This is a genomic window from Photobacterium angustum, from assembly GCF_002954615.1.
Lineage (GTDB): Bacteria > Pseudomonadota > Gammaproteobacteria > Enterobacterales > Vibrionaceae > Photobacterium > Photobacterium angustum_A.
On the sequence record NZ_MSCJ01000001.1, the window covers coordinates 961,013 to 980,799 of the forward strand.

General features: G+C 37.9%; 15 protein-coding genes and 14 tRNA genes. 24 read left to right on the forward strand and 5 right to left on the reverse strand.

What is annotated here, in order from left to right; genetic code table 11:
- Positions 1 to 79 precede the first annotated feature (79 nt).
- The 24 genes from nspC to BTO08_RS04155 all read left to right on the forward strand — a co-directional run bounded on the left by nspC (position 80) and on the right by BTO08_RS04155 (position 12,185).
- Positions 80 to 1,198 carry a carboxynorspermidine decarboxylase gene (gene nspC / locus BTO08_RS04040; protein WP_277949255.1) on the forward strand — a complete coding sequence of 373 codons (1,119 nt, stop codon included), beginning with the start codon at positions 80 to 82 and terminating at the stop codon, positions 1,196 to 1,198.
- Positions 1,199 to 1,413: 215 nt separating this feature from the next.
- Positions 1,414 to 1,487, forward strand: a tRNA-Cys gene (locus tag BTO08_RS04045).
- 19 nt (positions 1,488 to 1,506) lie between these two features.
- Positions 1,507 to 1,582, forward strand: a tRNA-Gly gene (locus BTO08_RS04050).
- 63 nt (positions 1,583 to 1,645) lie between these two features.
- Positions 1,646 to 1,732, forward strand: a tRNA-Leu gene (locus tag BTO08_RS04055).
- Between the two features lie 19 nt (positions 1,733 to 1,751).
- Positions 1,752 to 1,825 (forward strand) — tRNA-Cys (locus tag BTO08_RS04060).
- Between the two features lie 19 nt (positions 1,826 to 1,844).
- Positions 1,845 to 1,920, forward strand: a tRNA-Gly gene (locus BTO08_RS04065).
- A 63-nt stretch (positions 1,921 to 1,983) separates the two neighbouring features.
- Positions 1,984 to 2,070, forward strand: a tRNA-Leu gene (locus tag BTO08_RS04070).
- A 20-nt stretch (positions 2,071 to 2,090) separates the two neighbouring features.
- Positions 2,091 to 2,164 (forward strand) — tRNA-Cys (locus BTO08_RS04075).
- Positions 2,165 to 2,183: 19 nt separating this feature from the next.
- Positions 2,184 to 2,259: transfer RNA gene (locus tag BTO08_RS04080), tRNA-Gly, on the forward strand.
- A gap of 63 nt (positions 2,260 to 2,322) precedes the next feature.
- Positions 2,323 to 2,409 (forward strand) — tRNA-Leu (locus BTO08_RS04085).
- Positions 2,410 to 2,430: 21 nt separating this feature from the next.
- Positions 2,431 to 2,504 (forward strand) — tRNA-Cys (locus BTO08_RS04090).
- 19 nt (positions 2,505 to 2,523) lie between these two features.
- Positions 2,524 to 2,599: transfer RNA gene (locus tag BTO08_RS04095), tRNA-Gly, on the forward strand.
- 63 nt (positions 2,600 to 2,662) lie between these two features.
- Positions 2,663 to 2,749 (forward strand) — tRNA-Leu (locus BTO08_RS04100).
- Between the two features lie 19 nt (positions 2,750 to 2,768).
- A tRNA-Cys gene (locus BTO08_RS04105) sits at positions 2,769 to 2,842 on the forward strand.
- Between the two features lie 15 nt (positions 2,843 to 2,857).
- Positions 2,858 to 2,942, forward strand: a tRNA-Leu gene (locus BTO08_RS04110).
- Between the two features lie 495 nt (positions 2,943 to 3,437).
- Positions 3,438 to 4,295, forward strand: coding sequence for a PA4780 family RIO1-like protein kinase (locus BTO08_RS04115; RefSeq protein WP_105059999.1), 858 nt, complete (start codon positions 3,438 to 3,440; stop codon positions 4,293 to 4,295).
- Between the two features lie 409 nt (positions 4,296 to 4,704).
- Entirely contained in the window at positions 4,705 to 5,562 is an 858-nt protein-coding gene (locus tag BTO08_RS04120) for a DUF2608 domain-containing protein (protein ID WP_105060000.1), read from the forward strand.
- A gap of 107 nt (positions 5,563 to 5,669) precedes the next feature.
- Complete coding sequence (locus BTO08_RS04125) at positions 5,670 to 6,182, forward strand: RNA methyltransferase (RefSeq protein ID WP_105060001.1); 513 nt, start codon at positions 5,670 to 5,672, stop codon at positions 6,180 to 6,182.
- A 161-nt stretch (positions 6,183 to 6,343) separates the two neighbouring features.
- Positions 6,344 to 6,664 (forward strand): hypothetical protein, encoded by a 321-nt coding sequence (locus tag BTO08_RS04130; protein WP_105060002.1) that lies wholly within the window; start codon positions 6,344 to 6,346, stop codon positions 6,662 to 6,664.
- Between the two features lie 9 nt (positions 6,665 to 6,673).
- Positions 6,674 to 7,003: a hypothetical protein gene (locus BTO08_RS04135; protein ID WP_105060003.1), complete on the forward strand. Its 330-nt coding sequence runs from the start codon at positions 6,674 to 6,676 to the stop codon at positions 7,001 to 7,003.
- Between the two features lie 135 nt (positions 7,004 to 7,138).
- Positions 7,139 to 7,747, forward strand: coding sequence for a 2OG-Fe(II) oxygenase (locus BTO08_RS04140; protein ID WP_005368352.1), 609 nt, complete (start codon positions 7,139 to 7,141; stop codon positions 7,745 to 7,747).
- A 402-nt stretch (positions 7,748 to 8,149) separates the two neighbouring features.
- On the forward strand, positions 8,150 to 11,104 hold the full coding sequence (locus tag BTO08_RS04145; RefSeq protein WP_198038408.1) for a bifunctional diguanylate cyclase/phosphodiesterase: 2,955 nt from the start codon (positions 8,150 to 8,152) through the stop codon (positions 11,102 to 11,104).
- A 70-nt stretch (positions 11,105 to 11,174) separates the two neighbouring features.
- Positions 11,175 to 11,828, forward strand: coding sequence for an HAD family hydrolase (locus tag BTO08_RS04150; protein ID WP_105060005.1), 654 nt, complete (start codon positions 11,175 to 11,177; stop codon positions 11,826 to 11,828).
- A 90-nt stretch (positions 11,829 to 11,918) separates the two neighbouring features.
- Complete coding sequence (locus tag BTO08_RS04155) at positions 11,919 to 12,185, forward strand: hypothetical protein (RefSeq protein WP_005368348.1); 267 nt, start codon at positions 11,919 to 11,921, stop codon at positions 12,183 to 12,185.
- A 94-nt stretch (positions 12,186 to 12,279) separates the two neighbouring features.
- Here BTO08_RS04155 and BTO08_RS04160 read toward each other — a convergent pair whose 3' ends face one another.
- The 5 genes from BTO08_RS04160 to BTO08_RS04180 form a co-directional block, all read right to left on the reverse strand.
- Positions 12,280 to 12,846: an isochorismatase family cysteine hydrolase gene (locus tag BTO08_RS04160; RefSeq protein WP_105060006.1), complete on the reverse strand. Its 567-nt coding sequence runs from the start codon at positions 12,844 to 12,846 to the stop codon at positions 12,280 to 12,282.
- 164 nt (positions 12,847 to 13,010) lie between these two features.
- Positions 13,011 to 13,646 carry a murein L,D-transpeptidase catalytic domain family protein gene (locus BTO08_RS04165; protein WP_173425650.1) on the reverse strand — a complete coding sequence of 212 codons (636 nt, stop codon included), beginning with the start codon at positions 13,644 to 13,646 and terminating at the stop codon, positions 13,011 to 13,013.
- A 463-nt stretch (positions 13,647 to 14,109) separates the two neighbouring features.
- A complete protein-coding gene (locus BTO08_RS04170; protein WP_105060007.1) occupies positions 14,110 to 17,310 on the reverse strand; it encodes a chitinase C-terminal domain-containing protein in 3,201 nt (1,066 codons plus the stop codon).
- Positions 17,311 to 17,651: 341 nt separating this feature from the next.
- Positions 17,652 to 18,275 carry a YccT family protein gene (locus BTO08_RS04175; protein WP_105060008.1) on the reverse strand — a complete coding sequence of 208 codons (624 nt, stop codon included), beginning with the start codon at positions 18,273 to 18,275 and terminating at the stop codon, positions 17,652 to 17,654.
- A 191-nt stretch (positions 18,276 to 18,466) separates the two neighbouring features.
- Entirely contained in the window at positions 18,467 to 19,657 is a 1,191-nt protein-coding gene (locus BTO08_RS04180) for a class I SAM-dependent methyltransferase (protein ID WP_105060009.1), read from the reverse strand.
- Positions 19,658 to 19,787 lie beyond the last annotated feature (130 nt).

Here is a 19,787-nt window from a genome sequence, read left to right on the forward strand (position 1 = left end):
GATAATCCTATTGAAGCGAGCTTGTATGATGATCCAAGCTCGCTTTCTTATTTCTACATAAAAAGAAGAGAAAACCATCTTGAAAACGCCTTACTTCATGATTGATGAGCAGAAGCTGATCGATAATTTAGAGCAAGCCAAAAAGTTAAAACAATTGTCTGGTGTAAAACTGGTACTCGCGTTGAAGTGTTTTTCAACATGGGGTGTGTTTGATGTCATGAAGCCTTATCTTGACGGTACAACCAGTAGCGGACCATTTGAAGTCAGGTTAGGTGCTGAAAAATTTGGTGGTGAAACTCATGCTTATAGCGTTGGATATAGCCAAGAAGATGTAGAAGAGGTACTAGAGCACTGTAATAAAATTATTTTTAACTCCGTTTCTCAATTGCAAGCCCATCGCCATTTGGCTGACGGCAAGGCGTCAGTTGGCCTACGTTTAAATCCGGGGATAAGTTGTGCAGGGCAAGATTTAGCTGATCCTGCTCGTCAGTATTCGCGTTTAGGAGTTCAAGAAAACCTATTAACAGATGGATTGTTTGATGATCTTGATGGCGCGATGTTTCATATGAACTGTGAAAATAAAAGTGCGGATGCGTTTATTGCGTTATTAGATTCTATATCAGAACGTTTTGGGCGTTATTTGGAAAAGCTTGATTGGGTGAGTTTAGGTGGCGGTGTTTTCTTCACTTGGCCTGATTACGAGTTAGAAAAGTTATCTATTGCATTAAAAGCATTTGCTTCACGATTTAATGTCCAATTATATCTAGAACCAGGCGAAGCCATTATTACTCAAACGGCAGATTTAGTCGTGACGGTGGTTGATATTGTTGAAAATGAAATGAAAACGGCAATTGTAGATAGTGCGACAGAAGCGCATCGACTCGATACATTAATTTATAATGAGCCCGCCACAATTAGTGAAGCTTCTGAAAAGGGGAGTTATCAATACGTGATTGGTAGTTGTTCTTGTTTAGCGGGCGACCAATTCTGCGTAGCTAACTTTGAACAGCCATTAGTTATTGGACAGAAATTACACATAGCAGATAGTGCGGGATATACCATGGTGAAGCTTAATTGGTTTAATGGCTTAAGAATGCCTAGTATTTATTGCCGTAGAATCGATGGTGGCGTGGAAAAATTAAACGAATTCACTTATCAAGACTTTGAGTCTTCATTGTCGCGTTTTTCAATTTCGTAAATGAGAAAAAGTTAACAATTAAAGATTGTCTGGTTTTTGATCATTTACGGGCTGAAATATAGGTCGATGTAATGGAAAATGACCAATTAAATAAAAAGTCATAATTTTTCGTTGACTGATTCTGTAAAATCAGTAAATTACACCACGTACCGCAGCGGGGTGACTCGCAAAGGACAAAAGATTCTGAAAAAGTTAACTTCTTCAGAAACAACGTTGGCGCGTTGGCAGAGTGGCTATGCAGCGGATTGCAAATCCGTGGACCTCGGTTCGACTCCGGGACGCGCCTCCATTATCTTATGAGAATCTATGCGACACTAGCTCAGCTGGTAGAGCGCAACCTTGCCAAGGTTGAGGTCACGAGTTCGAACCTCGTGTGTCGCTCCAAATTAAAGATTATGGCGAAAGCGGTAATCACAGATGGTGTCTAACCATCGCAAGAAATTGCGTGCCCCGGTGGTGGAATTGGTAGACACAAGGGATTTAAAATCCCTCGGCGTTCGCGCTGTGCCGGTTCAAGTCCGGCCCGGGGCACCATCTAATTGAGAAGTAAAATGGCGCGTTGGCAGAGTGGCTATGCAGCGGATTGCAAATCCGTGGACCTCGGTTCGACTCCGGGACGCGCCTCCATTCTCTTATGAGAATCTATGCGACACTAGCTCAGCTGGTAGAGCGCAACCTTGCCAAGGTTGAGGTCATCGGTTCGAACCCGATGTGTCGCTCCAAATTAAAGATTATGGCGAAAGCGGTAATCACAGATGGTGTCTAACCATCGCAAGAAATTGCGTGCCCTGGTGGTGGAATTGGTAGACACAAGGGATTTAAAATCCCTCGGCGTTCGCGCTGTGCCGGTTCAAGTCCGGCCCGGGGCACCATCTAATTGAGAAGTAAAAATGGCGCGTTGGCAGAGTGGCTATGCAGCGGATTGCAAATCCGTGGACCTCGGTTCGACTCCGGGACGCGCCTCCATTCTCTTGTGAGAATATATGCGACACTAGCTCAGCTGGTAGAGCGCAACCTTGCCAAGGTTGAGGTCATCGGTTCGAACCCGATGTGTCGCTCCAAATTAAAGATTATGGCGAAAGCGGTAATCACAGATGGTGTCTAACCATCGCAAGAAATTGCGTGCCCTGGTGGTGGAATTGGTAGACACAAGGGATTTAAAATCCCTCGGCGTTCGCGCTGTGCCGGTTCAAGTCCGGCCCGGGGCACCATCTAATTTGAGAAGTAAAAATGGCGCGTTGGCAGAGTGGCTATGCAGCGGATTGCAAATCCGTGGACCTCGGTTCAACTCCGGGACGCGCCTCCATTCTCTTATGAGAATCTATGCGACACTAGCTCAGCTGGTAGAGCGCAACCTTGCCAAGGTTGAGGTCACGAGTTCGAACCTCGTGTGTCGCTCCAAATTAAAGATTATGGCGAAAGCGGTAATCACAGATGGTGTCTAACCATCGCAAGAAATTGCGTGCCCTGGTGGTGGAATTGGTAGACACAAGGGATTTAAAATCCCTCGGCGTTCGCGCTGTGCCGGTTCAAGTCCGGCCCGGGGCACCATCTAATTGAGAAGTAAAATGGCGCGTTGGCAGAGTGGCTATGCAGCGGATTGCAAATCCGTGGACCTCGGTTCGACTCCGGGACGCGCCTCCATTCTCTAAAATATAAGCCCGAGTGGTGAAATTGGTATACACGACGGATTCAAAATCCGTTTCCTTCGGGAGTGACGGTTCAAGTCCGTCCTCGGGCACCATTACAAACAATAAAGCCTCAGCTCATGCTGGGGCTTTGTTGTTTCTAGTCTAATCAAAAAACTTAGCCCTGTCTTTTTCAGGTCAACGTCCTGTCCCATTCCGTTAAAACTATTTTGTAAAACTGCCGCTCCAGCTCATATCCGGTCGTGTTGAAAATTGATAGCAAATTCCAACATAGTCTAAAGCTTGTTAAGACGTTTAAATGTCCACATCTGATACTGCAAGGGGATATTGTAGTGATATGGTTGATAGGGTGGTGCTGCATTAAATTACGTAGTCTGTTTTCACGAGTTTATCGTTATGTTATCTCATTTAGTGTTTATTCATTAAAAAGTGAACTAACATCGTTCTGAAACACGATAAGGGCATACTGATAAATCTAATCTTTTTGAAGAGATTAAGAATAAATTGATTTCAATACTTGTTAAAAACTCAAAGCAAGTGATAATGCGATAAATTTAAAGTTTGTTTTGTAATTAATTTATGTAGGTGCAATGAAGATACCCCCACGATTACAACCTCTTGTAGAGGATGGCCTTATTGATGATGTTTTATCACAATTGATGAGTGGCAAAGAAGCTTCCGTATATGTTGTTCGCAGTGGTGGAAAAATCTGTTGCGCTAAAGTTTACAAAGAAATAGATCAACGTAGCTTTAAAAAAGCTGTCTCATATCGAGAAGGGCGGAAGGTACGTAATAGCCGTCGTGCACGAGCGATGGAAAAAGGTTCTAAGTTTGGCCGTGATGAACAGGAAAAAGTGTGGCAGCAGGCTGAAGTTGACGCACTATCATTGTTAGCTAAAGCCGATATAAGGGCTCCTGTTCCTTATGGCTGTTTTGATGGCGTATTATTGATGGAGTTGATCACCGATGCAAATGGCAATGTTGCACCTCGACTCAACGATATCACGCTAACTAAAGATCAGGCACTACACCACCATGAGCTAATGATTAACTATGTTAAACGTATGCTATGCATCGGTCTTATTCATGGTGATTTATCAGAGTTTAATGTGTTAGTGGATGCCAATGGGCCTGTTATTATCGATTTGCCGCAAGCAGTAGATGCTTCAGCCAATAACAACGCCAAATGGATGCTTGAGCGTGATGTTAAAAATATGGCTAACTATTATGGTCAATATGTACCTGAGTTGCTTGATACACAATACGCAAAAGAAATGTGGGCATTATTTGAAGCTGGAACATTAAAGCCAGAAACTGAACTAACTGGTCTTTATGTTGAAAGCGATGCCGACGCAGATATTGATAGCGTGATGGCGGAAATTAATGCTGTGATGGAAGAAGCAGCATTACGTCGTGCTCGTATTGCTGAACAGGAAGAAATAGACTAACGACTTAAAATATTTCTTACGAATCAAATAAAGACGTTTGGATCATTCTGGGCGTCATTTATCCTTTTTTAATTTATTACAGCCCTTTTTTATATATTGAACTTTCTAAATATAGTTATTTCAACGGAATATAATATCACTTATGGTTTAAAACTAGGCAAATATAAGCATTCTTGATTGTAAAATAATATCCGATAAAAATGAAAAATTTGCTATAAAAGTGATATTAATCTCATATGTAAAAGAAATGCAATATATGTATATATATATGTGTGATCTGTTAGGTATTTAGTTGATAAAAAATTAACGATAATTCTGCCCTTAAATTTTCATATGTTGAATTGTTCAAGATCAGTGGTTGGTCTTGTTAGTATTTCATACTATTTGAAGTATCAATTAAGGAAAGATAATGAATCTAAAAACGTTAGCTGCTCTATGCGTATTTTCTTTTTCAACAAATACATTTGCTGATGTAGTCGTAAAAGATACAGACAAATTCCAAGATGTTGCTGTTAAGGTAGATGAGCTCACGTCGAAAGGAGAAAACCCCCTTATTGTTATCGATATTGATAATACGTTGTTGACGTCAACCTCTGATATTGGTGGTGATATATGGTACCAATGGCAAAGAGGAAAACTTGATGTAAAACCAACTAAGGGCGAGAAAGTTCATTGTCTTTTTGAAGATTCAATCGGTATGCTATACGAACTTATGCCTATGAAAACTATTGAAGAGAAGGTACCTTCAACTGTTCGAGGTTGGCAAGATAATGGTCTAACAGTCATTGCACTAACATCCCGCTCGCCTAATTATCGTTATGCTACTGAAAGAGAGATGTATCGTAACCACTATGATATGACTATTTCTCCTTTGAAAGAAAAAGGGGCAGATAAAACGCCTGTTTATATTGATAAGCTCGACCGTCCTCTTAGCTATATCAATGGCATTATGATGACAACAGGTATGAATAAAGGCACGATGCTTAAATATATTCTTGATAAAACAAATCAAAAATATGATGAGATCATCTTTGTGGATGATAGTGAAAAGAATGTTGTAAATATGGAGAATGCTTACAAAGCTGATCCAGAAGTGGATATGACTATTTTCCATTATACAAAAGTTGAAGACGATCGCATTAAGGCCAATGGAACAGTATTGACTCAGAAGCAAGCGGATAAAATGGCAAATGATTGGAAACAATTAAATGCTGTATTAAAGACAATTGCTCCAGCAAGAGCAGGAGATACTTGCTTAGGTAAATAACCACTATTCTTATCCCTTTTTAAGCCGTAAAATTAGTTTTTTACGGCTTTTTTATTAACTAATGAATTTAATTTAAGCTGTTAAGGTAATAAAGGTACAAAGAAAAAATGAAAGATACGTCAGTCATTATTGGATTGAGCAATCCTAAAAGCCCTACAAATGTTGGAGCGGTACTTAGAGCTGCTGGGTGTTATCAGGCGGATGCAGTTATATATACAGGAACTCGTTATGATAAAGCGGCAAAGTTTCAAACTGATACGAAACAAATGTTGCAGTCAATCCCTTTGACTGGCGTAGAATCAATGCTTGATGATCTACCCGAAGATATGAAAGTTGTGTGTGTCGATTTTGCAGAAGGCGCAACATTGCTTCCTCATTTTACGCATCCAGAAAAAGCGATTTACATCTTTGGCCCTGAAGATGGCTCAATTGCACAAGATGTTGCAGATAAAGCCGATCATGTTGTTTATGTACCTACTGTTGGGTGTATGAATTTAGCCGCCTCAGTAAATGTTGTGCTATATGATCGTCTAGCTAAGCAAGAGAATATTGTTCAAAGTGATGAGCATATTCGACAAAATAGAGATAATAAAAATAATCTGCGTGTCACAGTTAAATAACGTAGAGTAAAAATGATAACTTAATGGTACGCCCTATAAACAGGGCTATCATTGAGGATCTAGAGATTAATTATCACTTAACCCTCCCTTAAAAATATTTATATTTCTAACTATTAGTCTGCAGCGTATGCTTTTTAATTATTATATAAAAAGAAAGAAGCATGAATATTTGTATAGATAACAACCGACACTTACGTAAGTTTTTTCATCAACATGCTTGTTATGAAGAAGCGATTATGTGTGATCTTCGTGAACGATTACCGATCTTATTAACGTTACATAATGGTAAAATTAAATCTGTGCCTCACGCTTTTTTTTCTAAATTACGAGTTTTAGAATATAAGATTATTGTGAAATCAGATGTAGCATTTAGGGTCGCGTTTACAGTTAAGGATAAAGTGCTGACAGTGATTTTTATTAGTGAGGTACTCATTAAAGCACATTTTTGTAAGCTGATAGCGAAAACAGATTTACTTGATTAAGGGATTGCGATGTCAAAGTTACATATTTCTCAGGTTGAATCAGGTTGTGAACGTTTTTTAAAGTCGATGCAGATTGGTGATGCATTTGAAGTCCTGACCTTTAAAAAGGATCGTGGTTTTAAAGTATTGAAACAGTCATCAACAGATTATGTATTTAAGCAGTTTGGCTACATTGATCAGAATATTATATCTGAGTCTAGCACATTGAAAAAATACATTAAAAAAGCCATTAAAATAGAGTTTCCGAGAAGTAATATTGCATGGATTGAGCATTTCCATGGGGTAGATTCGATTGATGCATTAAGCAAAAACCAACAAACACAATACCATTTATTTTAGTTAGAAATATTGTTTTTTATTAATGGTGTAACAAAACATCACAAGTAGAAAAATTGCATTTGAGAATAAATTTTATGATTTGTTCTAAACATCAACAGGCGATATAAAACGTTTTTTATTTCGATTGGAACGAATATGAATTACGACAAACTTATTGATGCTTTATTCACGCAAGGTTGGTTTGTCTGGGATGACTTTTTAGCTCAGGATGAGGTTAAAGCACTTAAAGCTTGTATTCCCGATGATTGGAGTCAAGCGGGCATTGGCCGAAATGATGAATACACCACCCAAAAATCTATTCGAAGTGATAAAATTCAATGGCTCTCGGCTGAAATGGGAGAGCCTGTTGCTAACTTTTTAAAACGTATGAATGAAATTCGTTTAGAGGTAAATCGTCACTTTTTTCTTGGCTTATTTGAATATGAAGCACATTTTGCCAAATATGAGCAAGGTGATTTCTACCAAAAGCATTTAGATTGTTTTCGTGGTCAAGAAAATCGTAAATTAACTACGGTATTTTACCTTAACGATGATTGGCAACCAGAACATGGTGGTCGTCTAAAAATGTATGATTTAGACGATAATGAATTAGCAACATTAGATCCAAAAGCGGGGCGTTTAGTTGTGTTCTTATCTGAAATGTTCCCTCATGAAGTGCTGCCAGCAACACAGCGTCGATTTAGTATCGCTGGCTGGTTTCGCACGAACGGTGTTACTGGAAATCAATTAGATATTTCACGTTAATTAATGATAAAAGGGAGTTTAAGCGCTCCTTTTTTATTATTTTCAATACGTTATAAATCCTATATGTAATATAAGAATGCAATATACGAACTAAAATTATTTAGATTATAGACACATATTGACTAACCATATGATTACTAAAAGTAAGATATTTATATAAATAATGCGTTATGTTTTATATAAACAGATATCTTATATTCCGAAGTTTAAACTGAACATAAGTGAGCTTGATTTCATATTTTTATTTTAAAGGTAATATGTAATCTGATTTAAATCAAAGTAGGTGTAATAAAACTAGGCATCTATGTCTAGAAACTTCTTTCCAATAAAATGATACTGTATATTCAAGGGTCATACCTTATAAGAATACCGCCACTCAGATCAGCTAGGTTAGAATATTTAATGGTTACTGGACTAAAAGCATTAAAACGAAATCAATATGGTAAAGATTTTATCTGTAACACCATGCAATTGGTACATGATGAATTAAAGCCAGATCATTTTTATATAGCCTATTTTAATAAGACTGGTACACAAGCAACGTCATTAGCTTATTACATCAATGGTAATAAAAAAGTCAGTAATATTAGCTATATGCTAGATGACATACCATGTCGTAAAGTGTTAGAAAGTGGTGCCATATACTTGTTGAGCTCTCAAGCGCATCTTATTTATCCTAAAGATAAACTACTGGTTGAGTATGGTTTTGAAGCTTATTTAGGTATTCCTATTTTTTCACAACATGATGATGTGATAGGTATTCTCGTTTGCTTGTTTGATCAGCCTATTACTTTAGTACCTGCACAATTTGATTGGTGCGAGGGTATTGGTCATCAATTAGGTTCAGAGCTTCAGTACTTAGCATTGTTAGCAGAGCAAAAGTTGTTGTTAAGTGAGATGGAGTCATCTCAACGTGTTGCAAAGTTAGGTAACTGGCAATGGTATGTACAGACAAATACAATTACTTGGAGCCAAGAAGTATATCGTATATATGAAATAGATCATCAGTTAGCACCAAGTTTGAAATTAGTTCAAGAATACATTCATCCTGAAGATAGAGAACGCGTTATCCACTTTATGGATAATATTATAGAATCATCACATTCAAGCTACAATATAATATATCGTATACTACTGCCTACTGGTAAAATTAAATATATTAGAAATGAATCGACAATATTTAAAGATGATAACGGAAATACGATTCTAGTACGCGGTATAGTTCAAGATATAACTGAATTTTATCATTTATCATCTGAGCTATCGAAAACATCAAATAAATTACATGTTACTTATAATGCAATAATAGAGGGTGTGTGGGAATATCATTTTTTAAGTGATAAGAAAATAACATCACCTAAAATATGGGATTTATTAAAAGTCGATAGTGCTAAAGTTAATACTTTTCATGAGTGGATATCTATTGTTCATAAAGATGAAAGAAAAGCTGTAATAAAAGCTTTTAAAAATATTAAAGATAATACTTCTCAGTCATTTAGTTTTGAATTTAGAAAAAATCCTTATTTAGTTAATGATGATTTATCTGAATGTTGGTTTAAGTGTGAAGGACGTGTTGTTGACGCTGATACTTTTGGGAAAAATAAAAAAATAGCTGGAGTATTAACTGATATTACGGATTCGATATCAACTATTCAGCAGTTGAATTTAGCGAAAACTGTCTTTGATAATACTTCTGAATGTATTGTCATCACTGATAGCTGCAATAATATTGTTACGGTAAATAAGTCATTTGAAGAAGTGACTGGGTATAAAAAAGATGACGTAGTTGGAAAAAATCCAAGTATATTATCGTCTGGTATGCATGATAAATCATTTTATGAAAACATGTGGCACAGTGTCGAAAATACCGGCCAATGGAAAGGACAGTTATATAATCGCCGTAAAAATGGTCATGTATATCCTGAAGAAATGTCAATTAATAAAATTGAAGATGATAACCACGAAGTTGTTAACTATGTTGGTGTTTTTCATGATGTTAGTCTACGTCAGCAAACAGAAAGAAAACTACGTTTTTATGCGAATAATGATGCGTTAACTACGCTTATGAATCGTCGTTGCTTTAGTGAAATGGTAGAAAAAGAGGTCGTATTTGTTAATGACAACAAAACAGACGCTAGTTGTTATCAGGAGTTTTCTATTCTGTTTATTGATCTGGATGACTTTAAAGCAATCAATGATTTATATGGTCATAGTGTAGGTGACAAACTACTAAAAAATATCGCTGCAACATTATTAAAATATTGTGATGATGACACTTTAGTCTGTCGATACGGTGGTGATGAATTTGCTATTTTACTTAAAGGGTCATCATCTTTTGAAGCCAAAAAATATGCTGAAAATTTAATGGTTGCATTACTTAAACCTATTTATATCGATACAATTAAATTGGATATTACAATTAGTATTGGTATTTCTACATATCCAGAAAGTGGTTTGACGCATCTAGATCTATTAAAGAATGCTGATTATGCAATGTATGAACAAAAGCGTAAGGGGCGAAATGGTATTTCTATTTATGATGGAAAATTACAAGCTGAATATCTACGTCAATTAAGATTGAAAGATCGTCTTATTAAAGCCATTTCAGAAAATAAAATACAAGTTTATTATCAGCCAATTATTGATATCGAGACAGGTAAAGTATGTAAATTTGAAGCTTTAACGCGTTGGTTTGATGAAGAAGAAGGATATATATCACCTGTTATTTTTATTAAAATGGCAGAGAAATATGGCCTGATTGGTGAGTTAGGAAAAATAGTTTTTGATAAATCGTGTCGTGATCTTGCAGATATTCGTCAACAAGGTTTTACTGACATTTGTATATCGATAAATCGTTCTGTTCGTGAGTTCTCAAGCTGTGATCAAAAATATATCTACGATATTATTGAACGATATAACTTACCGTTTGATAAAATCATGATTGAAATAACCGAATCAGCAGCATTAGATGAAGGTAATAATATTTTGGAACTATTATCTGAATTTTCTCAAAAAGGGATATCTATTGCGATTGATGATTTTGGCACAGGTTATTCCTCAATGTCCGCTATTATCGCTAATAAACCAAATGTTATTAAAATTGATAGAAGTTTCATTATTGATATAGAACATAGTGTTGAAAGCCAAATTTTAGTTTCTCTCGTTATGGATATGAGCCGAAAACTAAATCTAGATGTTGTTGCTGAAGGTGTTGAATCTGAAGCTCAAGTCCGAATTTTATCTAAAATGGGCTGCCACTATATTCAAGGTTTCCATTTTAGTCCTGCCGTTGAATTTAAACAGGCAATGAGATTACTTGAACAGAATGAAATTTGTACGATCCCTGCATATGTTTAATTACCAAGCTATATGGATAATCATAGTCGTGCTATAAAAGTAAGAGTTATTCGTATTTTTCAGGTAGTACATGCAAACGATTTTTTTTGATTTTGATGGGACACTCGTTGACTCTGAACGCTTTCATGCTGTGAATTGGAGTCAGTATTTAGCTAGCCATGGCGTTGAATTAAGTACTGATACGTTCATGTCTCAGTACGCTGGTGTTACTTGGCCTCAGATTGCAGAGCACTTTATCTCTCAATACAATATACCAGTTACGGAAATGGTAATGATTGAAGAGATGGAAGCATTAACAGAGACGATGATCATTGAAAATGGCATACCACCGATGCCTGGCGTGGATGAATTGCTAAAAACCTTATCGGGGAAAGTGCCGATGGCTGTCGTCACCGGAGCTCCAAAAGATTACGTGCAAGGTGTTCTAGCGCAACATGGCTGGCTCTCACTCTTTGATCATGTATTTAGTGGCTATGAAGTAGCGAATAATAAGCCTGCACCAGATGTATATTTACAAGCCTGTAAAACAATGCACGTTCTGCCTGAAAAGGCCGTTGCAGTAGAAGATAGCCGTACTGGGTTAATGTCTGCACTGAGTGCTAATATTCATGCGGTTTTTGTAAATAGTCATGATATGAAATTATCCGCCCACGCTCAGCATTCGTTTACATCAATGAAAGAGGCAACACCTGTGCTGTTATCATTGCTTAAGGTGAATGATTAGGCATATTACTTAGCTTACAGGTCAAGGTTAGCTATTACCTGACAAGTTAAGCTAGAATATATCCAAATTTTAGATAGGCTAATATAAAAAATGGAAAACGAAGATATCATGACAGGCGATATGCTTGTTGAGACGGTTGAAAATCAACTTGCTGACGGCGAACCGTTAGTTGTTAAAGAAACGCTGATGCGTCTTGTGATGACTGGTACACCACGAGATGAAGCAATTCAAATGATGGCGTGCGCATTATCTATTGAAGTTTTCGATGTTATGAAAAACGACGGTAAATTTGATCTCAAGCGTTATAGCGAAAACTTAGCAGCGCTTCCTGAGATGCCTTGGGAAGATGATATCTAAATCATAATAGAACCGCATAATCTCTTGTTGATATTAATATGATTATGCGGTTTATTTACTTTAACCATTCTATAAGTTTGAAACTCATTTCCCTTTATTTTACATCCGTCGATTGGTGTATTGTTGCTATACGAGACAATGTTGTGATTGAGGTATTGTGTTCTTCTTCTGTTGCTGCTGTACAAGCATCAGCAATGATATGTACTCGATAATCTCTATCATGGGCATCTCGAGCTGCTGATTGAATAGCCCATGTTGTACTTACCCCACAAAAATAAATATCAGTAATTTTATTTGCACTTAATACGCTATCTAATTGTGTGTTATGGAAAGGATTGACTCTTGGTTTAGTGATCACAATATCTTCTTTTCCAATAAGTAGATTTTGATGAAATTGTGTTCCCCACTCGTTCAGATTTAATGCGTTGATAGATTGTGCTTTACCAAACATTGGAGAGTGTTGGGGGAGATCGAGATAATTATTATGAAAGCCTACTTTGATATAAATACAAGGAATGTGTTGACTCTGTGCCCATAGAATTGAGCGGTTTGCATTTTCAATTGTATTATTATCAATAGCTTGTTGAGCACAACTAGGGATTTTTCCGTTAAGATCAACAATATCATTAATAAAATCAATAATAACAAGTGCTTTTTTCATTATAAACCCCGAAAATTAAAACAATTCTAACATTACAAAGTAAATAACAACTTAACGGATGGGTTATAGGAAATAAAAAAATTGATTGAAAAGAGAAGTATAAAAAAGCTGTTAACATTTAACTTATTTTAGCTAAATACTAACAGCCTGTTTTAATGAAGAAATTAAGCGTAAGCAAAAATAACACTACCGCCTTTGATAGTATCAATAATTTTCTTTGCAATTGCCTCAGGTAGTGCAGGACAGCCCCAACTACGACCTAAATAGCCATTACGTTTAATAAATTTTTCAGAAACATATTTTGCGCCATGAATAACAATATAGCGTTTAAGTGCATTGTCATTTTTACCACGGGTTAAACCATTTAGTTTAAGAGAATAACCATTTCCGCCTATATAAGTCGATTCGGTTAAAAATGTACCCAGTGATGTCTTGTGCGAATTTACTTTATTAGAAAACTCATCGGCTTTAAGCAGGCCGCTATTCATACCATGTGATACGTATGTTTTGTAAAGTAATTTGTTTTGTTTTAAATCAATTACATAAAATCTTTTTTGTGTCGAAGGTTTACTATAATCAATGATTGTTAGTAACGACTTTTTTTTGCCTTTGGTTTTGTTATACGCAATAAAGGCTTGTTTAAATACGTCGTAGTTAATTTTGTTTTTCAAATGTGCTTTTTGGTAAACATAATCTACAACGATATCAGTATTCTTTCTTTCAGTATGGAGAGCATGTGCTGAAGTCTGAAATGACAAAGAACACATGATCAGAATTATTAGACATATCGCTTTTTTCATTAAGTCAGTACTACCATCGAACAATGCTTACGGGGATGCTTGGAGGGTTGAACTTTAGCATAAAAATAGCGAATTAATAGGTAGTGTGAATGTAAAGCTATGTCTAGTAGGGATAGTGTGGGTGCTGTTTATTTTATAAATAATGAAACTTAAATATTAAATAACAGAGAGTTATAAAAAAGAACAGCATTTAATTATATTTATAGATATCAGTTTTATCTGGAATGTGTAATTTTGACATTTAGTCGTTGATAGGTTACTAAGCACTTGTTTTAAAAAATTAAAAATATGCTTATATTCACTAAGGTAAAAATAAATATTTTTTTTAGAAAAAATGAATTTTCGTGCGAAAAATAACCATGTAAACGATTGTATCTGTCTAAATGCCTATTTTTCTAGATTTTAGTGAATAAAAAAGCAGGTAGTGAACTACCTGCTTTTAGGGCTTTAATTAGAGGTTGATTTAGATGTTACAAACTTTCGTCCAACTACCGTCACTTCCAGGTACTGATGATGTCCACCAGTTAGCTTTGTACACAGCACCATCATGGATGATTTCATCGCCGCTACCGGCATGAGTTGGTGTACCTTGCCAATCAGTCTGAGGCCAGTTAGGGTAAGTCGTTAGGCCATCTGAATCACAGTTGCCATTATTACCACCCGAATCGCCGCCACCGTTATTACCACCACCGGCATTTAAATCACCGATAGGTAGGTTTGGTTGCTCAAACTTAAACGCATACTCATTACCATCAACATTCACTGAGTAGTTAGCAGGACCTGAGATAGGTAGGTAGTAAATAAAGTCTAACTCGTAGCTTTCACCTGCTGGTAGTGTTTTCCACTTAGGCAGAGTAAAGGCAACACGGTGCATTGTTCCGTCTAGGCCACCAATGTTATCACCACGAGTATGGCCAGAAGAGATAACTTTCAGGCCACCACCAGATTGATCTTTCGCGTTATCTGGTGCAGATACTGGAATATCAAACTGGAATTCAGTTCCACCCGGTAAATCAGTTCCTGTGTTATTGGTAAAGGTTACAGTTGGGTTGATAGGGTAGTTTTGGTCACCAACTTTGAAGCCGCTAACGTTAACAGCAATATCAATTGCTTGAGTTGGGATTGCACCTGTTGCGATTGTATTACCGTATGGAGTTGCTGACTTAAACTTATCGTAGATAGCTTTCGTCATAGCATTACCCATGTGGTACTCACCGTTACCAGAAGCACATGCCTTTTCAGTTGCGTCAATAGTGTTAGTACGCTTACCGTTTGCATCGAATAAGTAACAGTTGTAGTCGCCAGCAAGCTCCCAGAACATGATACCACCGATTTCTTTATCGATTACGTAGTCAGCTTTCACACCAACAGATGCTTTATCTTCTGTTGAGATAAATACGCTCTTCTCTGCATTCCATAACCATGGTGCAACAGCGACATCATCGTAATTACGGGTGTACGAACCAACAAGTTTATCTTGTGGATCATTAACAGGATCTAAGCCATAAGCGGCTGTGTACGAACCGAAGATACCTTGCTCAAGGTTTTTCGCATGCCACATAGGGTTAGAACCTGCACCCATTTCTTTACCATCTGGGTCAAGATCGTGCCACATGTTGTCGATACCGATAGCACCGTAACCACAGTTGTTCTTCTCGCCCTCACCAGTACCTGCCTGACACTCAGACTGGTTAGGTAGTGCTGCACGGCCCCATAGACCGTTATCACCACCTTTAACATCTTGCCAACCACGGGTGTAGTATGGAACACCGATATTGATACGACCAGCAGGCATTGAACCACGGAAGTAGTGGTAAGCCCAGTCAGTATTAAGGTAACCAATACCACCGTATGCTGCAGTGCCGTATACGTTCCACTGTGCTAACTCTGAATCTTTACCTGTATCAAATAGCGCAGCATTATGACCAACGTGGTCATTCCAAGCACCGTGTAGGTCGTAAGACATGATGTTTACATAATCTAAGTATTTCGTTACATCAAATGTTTCCATACCACGTAGTAGGTAACCAGATGATGGTGCAGCAATTGTAAGCATGTAGTGAATGCCATCTTCTGCAGAAGCAACATCCAGTTTTTCACGAAGTACTTTCATCAGTTCTTGGTAAGAAGCCCATAGGTATGGACGACGTGGTTCCATGAACTCTTTATCGTATGGGTTACCCGCACCTGCCATAGACGTTGGGTATTCGTAATCAATATCTAGACCATCGAACTTGTACTTACGTAGCATTTCAACGGCAGATGTGGCGAATTTCTCAATGCCTGCATGGTTAATAGAACCATCATCATTTGTCGTCATAGTGTAGAAGCCACCATCTGGTGCTCGACCACCATCAGTACCAAAGTGACCACCTGTTTCAGCCCAACCACCGATAGAGATTAATGTTTTAACATCGTGTTTCGCTTTTGCTGTTGCAAGTGCACCGAAGTGACCTTTAAAGCCAAGTGCTGGGTCAATTTCAACACCATCCCATTCCATACCTACAGCGGCATTACTTGGATCTGATGTATCACCGATATTAACTTTGCCGTCAGCACCAATACTTACGAATGCGTAGTTAATGTGTGTTAACTGTTCCCATGGGATATCGTTAACTAAGTAGCTGCTTTGAGGATCATCGCCTGCACGCCAGCTTGTGAAGTAACCAATAACACGACGAGGGTGATCAGCACCCATCATTTCACGGCCATCTTCATCATAGATAGAACAGTAAGGAACATTTACACCTTCAGTTTGGTATAAACCGTCAGGACGACAACCATTTGATACAACAGCGCCATTAACTGCAACAGAACTTACGGCTGAATCAGATGTTTTGTTTTGGTCATCAGTTGCACGAGCAAAGATTTTTGCATTGCCTGCTTGAACCGTTGTGTATTCAAGAGCATAAGGGGCTGTAGCTGCGGTGCCAACCAGTGCGCCATTTACGTAGAAATCAACTTTTTCTACTGTACCATCAGTATCTGCTGCGTCAGCAGTAATAGTAACAACTTCGCCTAACTCAACACTTGTCGCTGAAACAGCAACAGAAACGGTAGGCGCTTCGTTAACTGGTCCTTCAGGTGCGACATCGACGCTAACACTTGCTTGGCTACTTGCTGCATTCTTATCATCGTAAGCCATCGCTGAAAGGCTATGTACACCTTCTGTTGCTGTCCATGCAAACTCGTATGGTGCTGTTGTTGTTGAACCAACAACTTGTCCGTCGACTAGGAAGTCAACTTTAGCAATAGTACCGTCAGTGTCGGTTGCATTTGCTTTGATGAGAACAGTTTCACCCGTTGTGATAGCAGTTGTCGCTGTTGGTGCAGTAAGACTTGCTGTAGGTGCCGCATTTTCAACTGGATCAACTGGTGGGTCGATAGGTGGCTCGCCACCAGAACAAAGATCGAGTTGAACCCATTGTGAATACGGACCGTTGTTATCTTTCGGTGAGTTATTCTGTGTCCAGTAATTAGCTTTATAAGCAACACCCGCTTGTTGGACTTGATCGCCGCCAGTATAAACGCTGTCACTTTTCCATTCTGTAAGGTCAGTACAATCAACAGCAGCTTGTGCGTTGAATGCAAATAAGCATGACATAGTTAGAGTACTAAGAGTGAAAATCCCTTTCCTCATCGTTCCATGTTTACCATTATCCATTAGGTATCCTTTTAGTTTCAGTAAAATAAGCAACACTCAGTTTGTCCGTTATTCTTATGTGAATCTTTTTGAGTGCCGTAAAAAAACTATAATGCTGACAGCTAAATTTGCACGATGGGATGTACTGATCTTCAGACATGCTCTCGGAAAGATGTAAATAAAATGTAAATAAAATTGCTTTTATTGAATTAAAAGCAAGTCTTCAACAGTATTTAGGGCTTTATTGTGGTCGGATGAGTGGTGGGTGAATTCTTTTTTTACGCTGTGTTTTATAATGCAATATGTAGGATAGCTACAAGTTGTAAGCTATCCTATTGATTAAAATCAATTTTATAAATTACTTATTTGTTAATAGCAGATTTGAATTGTTCTTGTGTTGCCTTGTCTGCTTTTTTGTACCAGTAATTTAGCATCTTGGTTACGTAGGCTTGATCGACTTTTCCACTTTTTTCGACGGCAATTTGTTGTACTTGAGGTACAGAAACTGAAATTGCAGTGGTTAGAGCAGCAGGTGCGTTGCTTAAATTATACTTAGCTATTTCTTGCTGAAAATCTCGTCCAATTTGAACACCATTTTTGATTAATACATCCTGCTTAATGGCGATATCATTCTTTTGCTTGTCTGTAATCACAACATTTGGCTGCTTGTTAAATGCCTTGGCTTCATATTGACTATGAATTTTAGGCAGATTTAATGTGTAGTTTGCGTTTGTGCCATCGAATGTGACAATCACAACTTCAGATTTGAATAGGTGAGTATCACCGTTTTCACGGTAGTTAGTTTCGTAGCGAAAAGCGATTTGATTATCACCATTTTTTAATGACAGTGGATCATTACCTTGCGCTTTTGTACCATTAACAAGCACAAGATCAGCTGAGTCGGGTAGTGTAAGCGAAACGTTAGCAAAAGAAGAGAAGCTCACACCACAAACGGCTAAGGTTAAAAGTGCTGTACGTAATTTCATGTTAATTCCTTGTATTTGTTGATAGCAAAATACGCTATTGGTATTTTCTTATTGTATTCTTTTATTAATACCAATGACAAATAATGTCTATTTGTAATTAAGCATATAAACAGTTAGAAAATAAAAAGCCCAATGAATTATGCTCATTGGGCTTTCGTTACATTAGGCACTAATTAAAGCTAATTTGATGATTACTTAACGTAACACGCAAATCCTTTTAGGTAGAAACCCTCAGGGTAGGCGCTATCTAATGGGTGATCCGCTGCTTGGCTAAAACGCTCAATAAATTGAACTTCACGTTTAGCATCAAGTGCCGCATCTGCAATGATTTTTTGGAATAATCCGTTATCCATTAAACCTGAGCAAGAGTAAGTCAGTAACGTACCACCAGGTTTAAGAATTTGCATTGCTAGCATATTGATATCTTTGTAACCACGGCATGCACCAACAAGCTGAGATTTAGATTCAGCAAACTTTGGTGGATCCATAATCACAACATCAAATAACTCGCCACGATCACGGTACTCACGTAGTAATTTAAATACATCAGCATTTAAGAATTGTGCATTTTCAACAGGGAAGCCGTTGTCTTGTGCATTTTGTAATGCAGTATCAAGCGCGTGTTGAGAGACATCAACGTTAACCACTTCTTTAGCGCCACCTTTCAGTGCATAAAGACCGAAACCACCGGTGTAGCAGAAACAGTTAAGTACACGTTTGCCGTTAACGTATTTAACAGAAGCTTCACGGCTGTCACGTTGGTCAAGATAGAAACCTGTTTTATGACCACCAACAATATCAACGTTAATTTTAACGCCGTTTTCTTCAATCATTACAAATTTAGGTGGCTCTTCACCATGAAGAACGCCTGTACGTTGTTTCAAGCCTTCTTTTTTACGCACAGAAACATCAGAACGTTCGTAGATGCTGCATTCTGGGTAGCAGTGTTGAAGCGCTTCAATCAGCACATCACGTTGTGCTTCAGCACCAGCACTGAGTAACTGACAAACTAAAAAGTTTTGGTAACGGTCAATCGTAATGCCCGGTAGGCCATCAGATTCTGCTGCAATTAAACGATAACCTGTTAAGCCATCACGCTGAGCTAAAATATCGCGCAAACCTTGTGCTTGGTTTAGACGTTTAATAAAGAAGTTAACGTCGATATTTTCGTTTTTCTCAAAACTCCATACGCGAACGCGAATTTGTGATTGTGGTGAATAAGCGCCTTTTGCTAACCATTCGCCTTTGTTGTCGTAAATATCGACGGTTTCGCCTAAGCCTGGTTTACCTTCAATGCGATCAATACCGCGAGAGAAAACCCAAGGGTGGCGACGACGTAGTGATTTTTCGCGGCCTTTTACCAAATAAATAGAAGCTGTCATGAACATGCCCAGTATGGAATTCGAGTGGGGGCGTATTATCTTTCTCTAGGCATATAAAATCAAATGAAAAAGCCGCTATCTTATCGGATACAAACAAGATAGCGGCATAAAAGATGATTTAAGCAATGGA